15 protein-coding genes and 1 pseudogene are annotated in these 10,483 nt (G+C 64.2%); 5 read left to right on the top strand and 11 right to left on the bottom strand.

Going from position 1 to position 10,483, the window contains the following annotated elements; genetic code table 11:
* A partial coding sequence (locus JHD07_RS19185; RefSeq protein WP_291624714.1) for a pyridoxamine 5'-phosphate oxidase family protein occupies positions 1-270 on the bottom strand: 270 nt, incomplete at its 3' end.
* An 85-nt stretch (positions 271-355) separates the two neighbouring features.
* Positions 356-709, bottom strand: coding sequence for a hypothetical protein (locus tag JHD07_RS19180; RefSeq protein WP_291624713.1), 354 nt, complete (start codon positions 707-709; stop codon positions 356-358).
* 281 nt (positions 710-990) lie between these two features.
* Here JHD07_RS19180 and JHD07_RS19175 point away from each other — a divergent pair, with 281 nt between their 5' ends.
* Positions 991-1,260, top strand: coding sequence for a DUF2277 domain-containing protein (locus JHD07_RS19175; RefSeq protein WP_291624712.1), 270 nt, complete (start codon positions 991-993; stop codon positions 1,258-1,260).
* A gap of 94 nt (positions 1,261-1,354) precedes the next feature.
* A complete protein-coding gene (locus tag JHD07_RS19170; protein WP_291624711.1) occupies positions 1,355-1,570 on the top strand; it encodes a hypothetical protein in 216 nt (71 codons plus the stop codon).
* A gap of 9 nt (positions 1,571-1,579) precedes the next feature.
* Here JHD07_RS19170 and JHD07_RS19165 read toward each other — a convergent pair whose 3' ends face one another.
* From JHD07_RS19165 to JHD07_RS19155, 3 genes are all read right to left on the bottom strand, one after another.
* Positions 1,580-2,095 (bottom strand): collagen-like protein, encoded by a 516-nt coding sequence (locus JHD07_RS19165; RefSeq protein ID WP_291624710.1) that lies wholly within the window; start codon positions 2,093-2,095, stop codon positions 1,580-1,582.
* A 112-nt stretch (positions 2,096-2,207) separates the two neighbouring features.
* The gene (locus JHD07_RS19160; protein ID WP_291624709.1) at positions 2,208-2,456 is read right to left on the bottom strand and encodes a helix-turn-helix domain-containing protein; all 249 of its coding nucleotides are present in this window, start codon (positions 2,454-2,456) and stop codon (positions 2,208-2,210) included.
* A 178-nt stretch (positions 2,457-2,634) separates the two neighbouring features.
* The gene (locus JHD07_RS19155) at positions 2,635-3,402 is read right to left on the bottom strand and encodes an SDR family oxidoreductase (protein ID WP_291624708.1); all 768 of its coding nucleotides are present in this window, start codon (positions 3,400-3,402) and stop codon (positions 2,635-2,637) included.
* 111 nt (positions 3,403-3,513) lie between these two features.
* Here JHD07_RS19155 and JHD07_RS19150 point away from each other — a divergent pair, with 111 nt between their 5' ends.
* On the top strand, positions 3,514-3,999 hold the full coding sequence (locus tag JHD07_RS19150) for a J domain-containing protein (protein WP_291624707.1): 486 nt from the start codon (positions 3,514-3,516) through the stop codon (positions 3,997-3,999).
* Positions 4,000-4,066: 67 nt separating this feature from the next.
* Here JHD07_RS19150 and JHD07_RS19145 read toward each other — a convergent pair whose 3' ends face one another.
* The 3 genes from JHD07_RS19145 to JHD07_RS19135 all read right to left on the bottom strand — a co-directional run bounded on the left by JHD07_RS19145 (position 4,067) and on the right by JHD07_RS19135 (position 5,287).
* Positions 4,067-4,318 (bottom strand): hypothetical protein, encoded by a 252-nt coding sequence (locus tag JHD07_RS19145; protein WP_291624706.1) that lies wholly within the window; start codon positions 4,316-4,318, stop codon positions 4,067-4,069.
* 184 nt (positions 4,319-4,502) lie between these two features.
* The gene (locus JHD07_RS19140) at positions 4,503-4,763 is read right to left on the bottom strand and encodes a hypothetical protein (protein ID WP_291624705.1); all 261 of its coding nucleotides are present in this window, start codon (positions 4,761-4,763) and stop codon (positions 4,503-4,505) included.
* Positions 4,764-4,903: 140 nt separating this feature from the next.
* Complete coding sequence (locus tag JHD07_RS19135; protein ID WP_291624704.1) at positions 4,904-5,287, bottom strand: RidA family protein; 384 nt, start codon at positions 5,285-5,287, stop codon at positions 4,904-4,906.
* Positions 5,288-5,756: 469 nt separating this feature from the next.
* On the opposite strand from JHD07_RS19135, the gene JHD07_RS19130 reads away from it, so the two are divergent.
* Positions 5,757-6,191 carry a hypothetical protein gene (locus JHD07_RS19130; protein ID WP_291624703.1) on the top strand — a complete coding sequence of 145 codons (435 nt, stop codon included), beginning with the start codon at positions 5,757-5,759 and terminating at the stop codon, positions 6,189-6,191.
* Between the two features lie 144 nt (positions 6,192-6,335).
* Here the strand turns inward: JHD07_RS19130 and JHD07_RS19125 are convergent, their stop codons facing one another.
* Positions 6,336-7,031 carry a glutathione S-transferase family protein gene (locus JHD07_RS19125; protein WP_291624702.1) on the bottom strand — a complete coding sequence of 232 codons (696 nt, stop codon included), beginning with the start codon at positions 7,029-7,031 and terminating at the stop codon, positions 6,336-6,338.
* Between the two features lie 208 nt (positions 7,032-7,239).
* On the opposite strand from JHD07_RS19125, the gene JHD07_RS19120 reads away from it, so the two are divergent.
* Complete coding sequence (locus JHD07_RS19120) at positions 7,240-7,464, top strand: DUF6429 family protein (RefSeq protein WP_291624701.1); 225 nt, start codon at positions 7,240-7,242, stop codon at positions 7,462-7,464.
* A gap of 493 nt (positions 7,465-7,957) precedes the next feature.
* Here JHD07_RS19120 and JHD07_RS19115 read toward each other — a convergent pair whose 3' ends face one another.
* Together JHD07_RS19115 and JHD07_RS19110 are read right to left on the bottom strand one after the other, a co-directional pair.
* Positions 7,958-9,751, bottom strand: coding sequence for a phospholipase D-like domain-containing protein (locus JHD07_RS19115; protein ID WP_291624700.1), 1,794 nt, complete (start codon positions 9,749-9,751; stop codon positions 7,958-7,960).
* A gap of 340 nt (positions 9,752-10,091) precedes the next feature.
* Positions 10,092-10,483, bottom strand: a pseudogene (locus JHD07_RS19110) (mismatch-specific DNA-glycosylase); the annotation flags it as partial.

The raw sequence follows: 10,483 nt of genomic DNA, 5'->3' as shown, positions 1-10,483 counted from the left end.
GACGTTGCGGAAGCTGTCGATGCGGTTGTTGCCGGAGCGGTCGGGCATCAGCAACTGATTGGGACCGGCGACCTGGACGAAGCCGATGCCGCCGCCGCGCGGCGAAGCGTCGACGCTGCCGTCCGCACCTGACGTCGCGAGCACGCAGAACGGCGACATCTCGATGAACTTCTTCGCATGCGCATCGATCGCGGGCCGTGCCTTCGCGATCACGCGCGGGGTCGGCTTGGCATAGATCGCGGCGAGATCTTCGGCGTTAAGATCGGTCAACGGCGTGCCTCCCTGTCAGCTGGCGTCAAGCTACCCGATCAGGTTTCTACAGCCAACGAAATCCATCCTGCCTTGTTGTCGAAGCCTACACCGCATCCGCAGGCACGAAGCAGCTGATGATGATGGCGCCGCGATGGTGGACATACCATACCACGGCCTGGCCGATCGGATTGCCCTGGTCGCGGATGATGGCGCGTCCGGGCACCTCGAGCCATTGTCCCTCGATAGGCACCCAATATGCGCCATTGCGGACGTCGTATTCGGTGCGGTGGCCGTCGGAGATGTCGCAGCAGGGAACCCCGTTTGGCGCGATCACGCTCTTGAACCATGCGCGGATGTCGGGCGGGACGTGGTCGTATTGGCCGTTGTCGCGCGCGAACGCAACGTTTGCCAGCGCCGTCGCTGCGACCAGCCAAACGCACAGTGCGAGCCTGTGCATGCGATCCTCCTCATCGCCGATCGTGCCATTGGCGCGCGGTTGTCCTGCGCGTCGATTCGTACCGTTGGCACGGATTAAGCCTGAGCCGTCGCTGCAATGCATGCTCAAATAATATGCGGCGTCGGTGCGCCGGATATGATGCGCTGCGAGATGCAAGCTTGTGGCGGTGCGCATCCACCGAGTCGGTTGGCGTGCCCATGCGGGACGTCGCAGAAGTGAGAAGGCGGATGTAGGATTTCGGCTCAGACCTTCGTCTTCAGGAAAACGCCGGGAGAGAATGCATGTGCCGCAACATCAAGACGCTGTTCAACTTCGAGCCGCCGGCAACGGAGGATGAGATCCACGCCAGCGCTCTGCAGTTCGTGCGAAAACTGTCCGGTTTCAACAAGCCCTCGCAGGTCAACGAGGCGGCGTTCGAGCGTGCGGTGACCGAGGTCTCCGAAGCGGCGCGAAGGCTCCTGACCTCGCTGCAGACGCATGCGCCGGCGCGCGACCGCGAGGTGGAGGCGGAAAGGGCGAAAGAGCGCTCGCGGTTGCGCTTTGGTTCGTGAGCTCCGGCAAGGCGGTCCGTGATCTGGCTCACGGAATCCACTGCCTCGGCTTGCGATGGTGGCCGCCGGGGTTTTGATCGCCCGGAGCACGACCATGAGCCGTCCCCTTCTTCCTCTGAAAGCAGGTGCCACCGTCTTCACGCTGCTGTGGACCGCGTGGATGATGTGGTGGAGCGGCTCGTTCTCGGGCGCCAACGTGATCATCCTTGCGCTGTGCGGCGCGGCGGTCGGCTATCTCTGGTACCGCGCCATGCGCTGGCAGTTCGAGCGCATGGGCATGCTGCCGCGGCGCGAGGATCGGCCGAGATAGGCCGCGCCGTCAGTCCTTGTGGCCGTGCTTCTTCTTCTTCCTTTTTTTCTTGTTATCGTCGCCGTCATCGCTCTCGTCGTCTGCGATAGCCTCGTCCGTCTCCTGCACGGCGGCCTCGAGCGCTTCGCGTTCGGCGGCTTCGCGCTCGCGCTGGCGGCGGCGTTCGTCCCAGGCGTCGAACAGCTGGTCGAGCCATGGCAGCACCTGCTCGATCGACGGCAATTGGCCGGGCGGACCCGGCTCGCCGCGCGGGCCTTGCGGCCCGGTCGGCCCCTGCGGCCCGGCAGGTCCCGGCGCGCCGGCCGGCCCACGTGGGCCGGCTTCGCCCTGCTTGCCTTGCGGCCCGGGCTTGCCGGTCGGGCCGGCCTTTCCGATCGGCCCGGGCTTGCCTTGCGGTCCCGGTTTGCCGCGTGCCCCGTCCGGGCCGCGCCGGCCGGGATGACCCTGCGGTCCCGGCCGTCCCGGTTCGCCCTGTCGCCCACGAGGGCCCTGAGGTCCCGGCCGTCGTCCTTGATCGTCTGCCACGCCGCTGCTCCCTTCACCCGAAGCCAGCTACTTAGCGGCGTTTGACGACAGCAGCAATTCTGCCCGCGCATCGCGGGGACGCCGTCCACGTCGAAGCGCGCGAACGTCGCGCTTAGTCCTGACAGGCAGGCACCTCGATGCCGGAGGCGGCATAGAGCCTGATCTTGTTGCGCAGCGTGCGCACCGACAAGCCCAGCACGCGCGAGGCGCGCGTGCGGTTGCCGTCGCAGCGCGCCAGGGTCTGGAGCACGAGCTCGCGTTCGACCTCGTCGACGGTGGCGCCGATCAGAAGCGGAACGATCTGGTTGGGTGCAAGAAATTGGACGCCCGGGTCGGACGCGGCGACATGAACAGTGGTCATCAATACACTCCCCGATCAACGCCCGCTTCCATCGTCGGAAAGCGGATCGAGAACAAACGACCCCCAAGCCGTAGATCTACGGTGGGCGGGTTTGGTTAATGAAAGGTTAAGCGCGCCCGATCGCACCACATGACCTTGAGAATGCCAAGATGCGGCCGCGATTGGCGGGGGCCTTCCCTCACACCGTGCGATAGCCGCCGTCGACCATCACGATCGTTCCGGTGACATAGGCCGACAGATCGGATGCCAGGAAGATCGCTGGGCCGACGATATCATCGGGCTTGCCGGTGCGCGCCAGCGGCGTGTGATCGAGGAAGGCCTGCACCAGCGCCGGATTGGTCGCGCGCACATTGGCGTTGATGTTGGTCTCGATGAAGCCGGGGCCGATCGCATTGACGCGCACGCCCTCCTTGCCGAGCTCGGCCGCGAGCGCCTTGGTGAAACCGAGCACGCCGTGTTTCGAGGTCGTGTAGGCGGCCGAGCTCGGCGTGCGCAGATGCACGAAGGACTGGATCGAGCCGATATTGACGATGCGGCCCTTGCTGGCGCGCAAGGGGCCAAGGAACGCCTGAGTCATGTTGAAGACGCCGTTGAGGTTGAGCGCGATGATGTCGTTCCAGTCCTTCGCCACCGTCTCGGTCTCGGCGGTGAAAGCGTTGCGGCGGGTGATACCGGCGTTGTTGACGAGGATCGAGACCTGCCCGATCTTGTCGGCAACCTGCCCGGCCAATGCGAAGCAATCCTCGCGCCTGGTGACGTCGAGCGCAAAGCTCTCGGCCTTGCCGCCCGATGTCCGGATCTCCTGCGCCGCCTCCGCCACCGTCTCGGCATTGACGTCGAGCAGCACCACTTGCGCGCCCTCGCGCGCATAACCGGTCGCGATCGCCCGGCCGATGCCGGAACCGGCGCCGGTGACGACGGCGATGTGGTTGGCGAGCAGCGCCATGACATATTCCTCCCGTTTTGGTTTCGAAGTGTTGCGAAAAGCTAACCCGAAATTAAGGGGTCGGAAACGGCGGCCTTGGCATACTGATCTTCATTGCTAAACGTTGCGCGCATGATGGAACGGCTCGAAACCTGGAAACTCGCCCTGGAAAGGGTGCGGTCGGCGCAATCCGCCGTCTGGGCCGAGGCCGGCCGGCTCGTGGCCGAGATCGCGCGGATGAGCGGCGACGTCACGCTGCGCCAGGCCGCCGAGCAGGCGCTTCCGGTGCTGCGCCAGGCCGTCGACAACGACGATCACAGCGTCACGCTGGCGGCGCACCGCCGCGTCGGCGTCGTGCTCGATGTCGTTCACGACCTGACCGCGCCGCGCTTCGGCCGCCGCAACGCCGCGCCGAAGAAGCTCTCCAGCGAGGACCGCGCCCGCAAGATGCTCGGCCTGCCGCTCGCCGTGCAGCTCACCTGCGAGGACATCAACCAGGCCTATCGCCGCGCCGCCAAGGGCATGCATCCCGACCACGGCGGCAGCGCGCAGGCCTTCATGGATCTCGCCGCCGCGCGCGACGTCCTGATTCATCCCGGCGCGCACAAGGACGCGTGAGCGCGAAAAGAAACGGGCAAGGACGCATGCACGTCCTTGCCCGCCTTTCGTTCGCCGGTCGATTACTTCACCACTTGCAGCTGCCGCTCTTGAGCGCCGCGTCCTTGACCATGAGGGCGTCGATGAAGGTCGGCACGCTGGCGCTGGCGCGATGATAGCCGGCCGGCCACGGCGTGGTCGGGATGCTCTCGTCCCAGATCTGGCAGAAGCCGCTGTCCTGCCAGCGGATCAGGTGATAGCTGGCCTCGGCCGGGCTCGCGGCGGCAAAGGCGGTAATGGCAACACCGGCGGCAGCGCACAGCATGGAAATACGACGCATGATCAGCTCCTCAAATGAATGACGTGATGCGCCTCCCGGCAATGGCGGGAGGGGTGGTGTGGGACGCGGTTGGGCCTGCGTCCCGGACAAGATGTGAGTAGTTCCGCCTGGCGCCGAGGTTCAAAAGGAAAGGGCGGATCGCTCGCGCGACCCGCCCTTCGAATCCGGTCCGTCGTGAGCGCGTTCAGAGCGTGCACTTGCGCTCGGAGCGCAATTTGATCTGCAGGTCCGAGGCCTGCTGGAAGGTCGGGAACGGCTTGCTGACGACCTTGTAGGTCGACACCCCGATCTGGAACGGCTTGTACTTCAAGTCCTCGTTCCAGACCTGGCAGATGCCGGTGTTGTCCCAGCGGATCACGTAATAGCCGACCGCCGCCGAGGCCGGCACGGCGAACACGGAACTGGCGATGCCGGCGACGGCACAGAGGGCGAGAACGCGACGCATGAAGGATCTCCTGTGGGAAAGTGGATCTCAGAGTTCGTGCGGTAAAAGCAGGACCTTTGCAAGCCGGGGCGCGGCGGCTCACGGACATGTCAGTCGTTCCATGGCATTTGGTTCGGCCGCGTGCCCGGCCGGCCACACGCTCACCTCGCCAGCGACGCCACCGCCTCGATCTCGATCAGCATCTCCGGCCTGGGCAGCGCCTGCACCACGCACGTCGTCCGCGCCGGATAGGGCGGCGGGCCGAAGGCGCCGGCATAGAGCGCGTTCATGGCGGCGACGTCGCCGGCGCGGGTCAAGAGCACGTTGACCTTGACGAGGTCGCGGAAGGTGGCGCCGGCCTCGTCCAGCACCCGGCCGACGTTGACGACGACGTTGGCGAACTGCGCCTCGAAGCCGTCGGGCAGCTCGCCCGACGCGTCGAAGCCGGGAATGCCCGAGACGAACAGGAGATCGCCGACGCGCGTCGCAAAGGACAGCGGCGGCGCCTTGACTTGCGGCGGGGGCGCGAAATGCTGGATCGGCATGGGGTCACCTCAAGGACGGTCGCGGGACGCATGGACGGGGGCGAGGGAGGAGCCTCGCAAAACGAAAGTGCGAAAACAACCCCATGCACAGTAGGCGCCGCACGGAAATCATTGATGTTTTTCAGAATTCGGTAAAGGCGAAGCATTCGCTTGCTCCGTCGGGCAATACAGGGGTAGTATGGCATGCTGGCGAAGGTCGGTGCGCGGCTCCAATCTCCGCTGTCATGCCCCGCGCAGGCGGGGCATCCAGTACGCCGCGGCTTCTCGGCTCGATCACAACCTTCTCGGCGTACTGGATCGCCCGCCCCTGTGCGCAATTGCGCACTAGGCGGGCGATGACAGTTGGGGTGTTGCAACAGCCCGCAACCCACGTCCATCCACCCCATCATGTTGCCGCCGCGATCGATCGGATACATTCGCCGCGTCTGATTCGAATCCACTCTTGAAAAAATAGCCCCCGGAGACACCCATGAAGCTCGCATCCATCTTCCGCGCCGCGCTGGTCGCGATCGCCGCTCTGGCCGGCCTCTCGACCGCCGCGCGGGCCGACAGCGGCACGGTGACGCTGACGATCTACAAGGCGGGCTGGATCATCGGCGGCTCGGGCGGATCGGGCGTGCTCAATTTCCGCGGCCGCACTTACGCGCTCTCCACCGGCGGCCTCGACTACGGCCTCGTGTTCGGCGGATCCAAGACCGTGCTGCGCGGACGCGTCTCCAACATCAACCGCCCCTCGGACGTCGCCGGCGTCTATGGCGCCGCCGGTGCCGGCCTCGCCGTCGGCCGCGGCGCCCGCGCGATCGTGCTCTCCAACCAGAAGGGCGCGGTGCTGGAGCTGACGGGCACGCAGGTCGGCCTGATGGCGAATGCCGATCTCAGCGGGCTCGCGATCACGATGCGGTAGGAGATGGTGCCGTAGGGTGGGTTAGCACTGCGGAGGCGCGAAGCGAATCCGCGGGGCGTAACCCACCTCTTTGGCGTCACAGGAGACGAACAGTGGTGGGTTACGCATCGGACAGCGCTTCGCGCCGCCCGAAGCTAACCCACCTTACGATTTCTCGACCATCGCATGCACCCGCTCGCAATGCGCGACGAGATTTCCCTGCGCATCGACGAAGGCCTTCAGCGGCGTCGGGATCGGAAAGTAGTAGATGTTGGCGATGAAGCCGTAGATGCCGGCATCGATGCTGGTCGGCGCCGCGCCGTGGACGAAGCCCGCGGCCGGCACGATCTCAGCCAGCACCTGCAAATCCGCGAGCCCCCGCGCGTAGGCCTGCTCGGGCGTGTAGCGGCCGATGCCCTGGAAGTGATAGCGCTGCGCGTTGTAGGCCTTGGCCTTCTCGAAGCCTTCGCTACTGACCTGCGGATGCTGCGCGATGAAGCCGTCGCGGAACGCCGGATAGAAGCGCTCGTCCTTCCAGCGCGAATAGGACATCACCCAGTAGAGATCGTCCAGCATGCGCGTCATGAGGTGATTGGTGCGGCGTTGCTCCGCGGACAATGCTGCATCGATGGTCAGGCGGTACTTCGCGATCGCATGCGCGATGATGACCTCGCTGTCGCCGATGGGCTCAAAGTCGTCGACGACGTAGGGCAGCTGCCCGCGCGGCGCGGCGGAGGCATCGAAGACGTGCTCATGCACGAACGGCACGCCTGCAAGCTTGAGAAAGGCATAGACCTTGAGGCCATAGCCGTTGTTGTCGGCGACGCCGAAGAGGTTGGGGTAGGAGTAGAGGGTCAGCATCGGCGGGCTCCTCCGGGGTGGTGAGGCAAGCATGAAGAGGTTTGGCGACGGACGCAACGGTGGTCTGGTAGCCCGCATGAGCGCAGCGACATGCGGGAGCGGGCTCCCCGGATATCGCTGACGCTCATCCGGGCTACGTCGGAGCGCCGCTTGCGACTTGCTTCCTGCGAAATAGGATGACCGCAATCCGCTCGACCAGGAGATCACGATGGCCATCAACACGGACAAGATCGACGACGCGGCGCTAGCCTTGCTCTATCTCACCCTGCACGACGGCTATCGGGCCTGGAAAGGTTTCGACTGGGACGTGCTCGGCCGCCTGCATGACAAGGGCATGATCGACGATCCCGTCGGCAAGGTGAAGTCGGTGGTGTTCACGGACGAAGGACTCGAACGCGCGAAGACGCTGTTCAAGGAATTGTTCGAGGAGTGATGCCGTGCGTCGCCGCTGGTGGCGTGCCCCGGACGCAGTGCAGCGCGCCCCTGGCGATACGAAGCATCGTCCAGTGCGGCGTGATGCGCTGCAGAGCCGGGGCGCATGACGACGCGTGCCGAAGCTTCCGGGCGCCGGGTCTGCGCTCCGCTTGCCCAGGACGCGGGAGCAGATCTCGTAGGGTGGGCAAAGGCGCGCCCTTCGCGCGCCGTGCCCACGTCCTGCCGGACCCACGGAGAGATGGTGGGCATGGCGCAAGAGCGCCTTTGCCCACCCTACGACACCGCGTGTGCGGCGCTAGCTTTCATTCACCTCCGCAGCGATCCACGCCGCCGGTTCGCGCCAAGGCTCGATCGTCCAATGTCCCGACGCACCCCGGGAAGGTGACGGCAGCACGAATGTCTCCGCACAATTGTAGCCCGCATGAGCGTTTGCGACATGCGGGACCATTATTGATTTCCGTGTGTGGACAGGAGACCGTCTCCCGAACGATCTAGCTGAAGCCCGTCATGCTGGAAAAGATGGCGACGCGCTTCTGCTTCAAGCTCCCTCGCTTGTACTTTTTGATCCAGCTGTCGTCCTCTGCCAGGAACAGGCTCTCCCGGTCGCGCTTGCGCTTCTCGTCCTCGTCGAGCTTCAGCGTGGATTCCTGGACCGAGCGAAAATAGTAGTGAAAGAAAAGGCGGTTGAACTCGGTGAAGTAGATATCCGCCACGCGGCGGTCTCCGCGGATGACCAGCATGTTCTCGTCGTTGTCGTTGGTGGACGGCTTGCTGAAGTTCGCCGAGCCCGTCACGACGATCGGATCGTCGGAGAGCGGATCGGCCAGAAGAAATTTCGAGTGAATGTAACTGACGTGCTTGTTGAGTTGGAGCGATTTGGCGTTCGTCTCGCGGGTCCATTGGTAGAGAGGATCGCGCAAATAGGAACCCCACGCCTTGTAGACGTTGTTGCTGGCGTTGAGGCCGACGAACGCCTTCTTGCTCCTGGGGTTCGGCTTGTCCTCCTTTTCGAGGAGGAAGAAGGCGATGTGGCTCGCCGAGGTGTTGTCGCTGAAAAGCTCCTTGAACACCTCGCTGATGCCGAATGCGAGCGTGATGCAGGAGACGTTCTTGGCGTCGTCGATCATGTGGGCGTACATGTCCAGAACGTCCGAGCCGCTGCGCGGGCTGAAGATCGAGGTGGTGCCGGATTTGACGTCGGTCAATGATGCCGGCGTCTCCTGCAATTCTTCGACGGCGGCCCTGAGCTCCTTGTTCTTGCGCCTGACCGTCGCAGCGTCGTCGCCGTCCTTCGGGCCAGGATCTTCGCTGAGGAGGTCCCAATAGGCTTTGAACTCGCTTGCGATACGGGCGTCGCGGACCCAATGGCCGACATTGGTCTGGCCGTGGATGCCGCCGTCGGAAAGGTTGGTGGATCCGGTCCACACCTCGGCGGGCTCCGCGCGTTTCCCCTTCAGGAGGACCATGAACTTGTTGTGCTGGATCTCGTTCGGCTTTGCCTCGCGCAGGATGACGTTCCTCTTCGGGATGCCGGCTTTCTTCAGCGTTCTGAGATTTTCTTCGCGCGGAAAGCTCTCGTGGAACACGCCCTTGTTGTCGGTTCTCTCGTTCACCTTGGCATCGACGATGAGCTGCAACTCGACGCCGCGGTCGGCTGCAGCCTTCAGTGCCTGGGCAGCGGGCAGATAGCGAAATTCGTAGAAGCAGCACAGCAATGTGTCGTTCTTCTTCGCGTTGCCAATGAACGCCAGCATCGCTTCGTCGAGGCTCCGGCTCAGCCACTCCATGGCTTCCTTGCGCTTTTCTGGATCAAGCTTGTCCGGCTTCTTGTTGTCGAACTTGCGGGCATAGGCCTGGCTGCTGGCGATTCCGCGATTGAAGAACACGTCGTGCTTCTTCGACGAGAACAGCGGCTCGGTGCGCACCTCGATCGAAATCGGCGGAGCGCTCCGATCCAGATTCTTCGGTGTGCCCTTCAGCGGATGGAAGAGATACTCGTAGGTTCGTTTCGGCTTGGCCGTGAAGTCGTCCCAGACGAAGCTCTGGACCGGATGGTCGAAGGTCTTGACCGTCGTCGTTTCGTCGGGGCTTGGAACGACGGACGGAAAGACCTTGTACCCGAACATGAAGTATCGCTCCTTCTCCGCCGGATCGCTTCGCTCGACGGCGAAGCCGAGCAACCCCTTGGTGTCGGCGTCCTTGAAGTCGATGCCGAATGAAACCGTGTTAGTGCCGGACACGGCGAACACCTGATAACCATTGGTCTTTCGAGATTTGAATCGCATGAAATACCCCTGTGGCTGCCAAATATGGATCAATTACAGGGGGTCTTATACCATCGAACAATCTCTAATTGATGTGGGCGGATTGGATTTTTTCACGATGATAGGGGTCTGCGCTACTCTTGGCCGGGACACGGGAGCAGATGCAATCCGGCAGCCGGAGGGTGGGCAAAGGCGCGCATTTCGCGCGCCGTGCCCACGACCTGCCGGACACACGGAAAGAGCGTGGGCACGGCGCAAGAGCGCCTTTGCCCACCCTACGCAGCTTGTGTGTCCGTGGCGACAGATGCGGTGGGTTACGCCGCGCCGCCTGCGCCTCGCGCAGTCGCGCGTTTAACCCACCCTACGCAGCGATCCACGCCGCAAGTTCGCGCCACGGCTCGATCGTCCAATGCCCCGAAGCCGCACCGGACGGCGACGGCAGCACAAATATCTCCGGCAAGCTTTCGTCGCGCACCTGCCGCCCCAGCGAAATCGCAGCTGACGGCCGGCGATAAAACAAGCTGGCCGCCTTCTTGCTCGTGAACGCAATCGTCCGCGGCCGGTACGTCTCCATCTTCGCCCTGAAGCCCGGCACGTCGATCGTCTCCGCCGCGATCTGGTGATCCATCCCGGCCCCCGTCTTGCAGAGATCGGTGAAGCCGATCCCGAGCGCGATAGCGACGCAAACTCGCTTGGCTGATAGCGCCGCGGCGTGATCCCGGCCTCATGAATCGCGCGCCAGAAGCGGTTGCC

This window comes from Bradyrhizobium sp. (genome assembly GCF_016462955.1).
In the GTDB taxonomy this organism is placed as follows: domain Bacteria; phylum Pseudomonadota; class Alphaproteobacteria; order Rhizobiales; family Xanthobacteraceae; genus Bradyrhizobium.
This window is presented reverse-complemented; position numbering and strand designations above follow the sequence as displayed.

Bases quoted from the DNA above. Each gene is read 5' to 3' on its own strand.
- JHD07_RS19130 (WP_291624703.1), top strand. From the start codon at position 5,757: ATGAAGCTCGCATCCATCTTCCGCGCCGCGCTGGTCGCGATCGCCGCT.
- JHD07_RS19115 (WP_291624700.1), bottom strand. From the start codon at position 9,751: ATGCGATTCAAATCTCGAAAGACCAATGGTTATCAGGTGTTCGCCGTG.
- JHD07_RS19140 (WP_291624705.1), bottom strand. From the start codon at position 4,763: ATGCGTCGCGTTCTCGCCCTCTGTGCCGTCGCCGGCATCGCCAGTTCC.
- JHD07_RS19175 (WP_291624712.1), top strand. From the start codon at position 991: ATGTGCCGCAACATCAAGACGCTGTTCAACTTCGAGCCGCCGGCAACG.
- JHD07_RS19145 (WP_291624706.1), bottom strand. From the start codon at position 4,318: ATGCGTCGTATTTCCATGCTGTGCGCTGCCGCCGGTGTTGCCATTACC.
- JHD07_RS19125 (WP_291624702.1), bottom strand. From the start codon at position 7,031: ATGCTGACCCTCTACTCCTACCCCAACCTCTTCGGCGTCGCCGACAAC.
- JHD07_RS19180 (WP_291624713.1), bottom strand. From the start codon at position 709: ATGCACAGGCTCGCACTGTGCGTTTGGCTGGTCGCAGCGACGGCGCTG.
- JHD07_RS19170 (WP_291624711.1), top strand. From the start codon at position 1,355: ATGAGCCGTCCCCTTCTTCCTCTGAAAGCAGGTGCCACCGTCTTCACG.
- JHD07_RS19135 (WP_291624704.1), bottom strand. From the start codon at position 5,287: ATGCCGATCCAGCATTTCGCGCCCCCGCCGCAAGTCAAGGCGCCGCCG.
- JHD07_RS19120 (WP_291624701.1), top strand. From the start codon at position 7,240: ATGGCCATCAACACGGACAAGATCGACGACGCGGCGCTAGCCTTGCTC.
- JHD07_RS19155 (WP_291624708.1), bottom strand. From the start codon at position 3,402: ATGGCGCTGCTCGCCAACCACATCGCCGTCGTCACCGGCGCCGGTTCC.
- JHD07_RS19160 (WP_291624709.1), bottom strand. From the start codon at position 2,456: ATGACCACTGTTCATGTCGCCGCGTCCGACCCGGGCGTCCAATTTCTT.
- JHD07_RS19150 (WP_291624707.1), top strand. From the start codon at position 3,514: ATGATGGAACGGCTCGAAACCTGGAAACTCGCCCTGGAAAGGGTGCGG.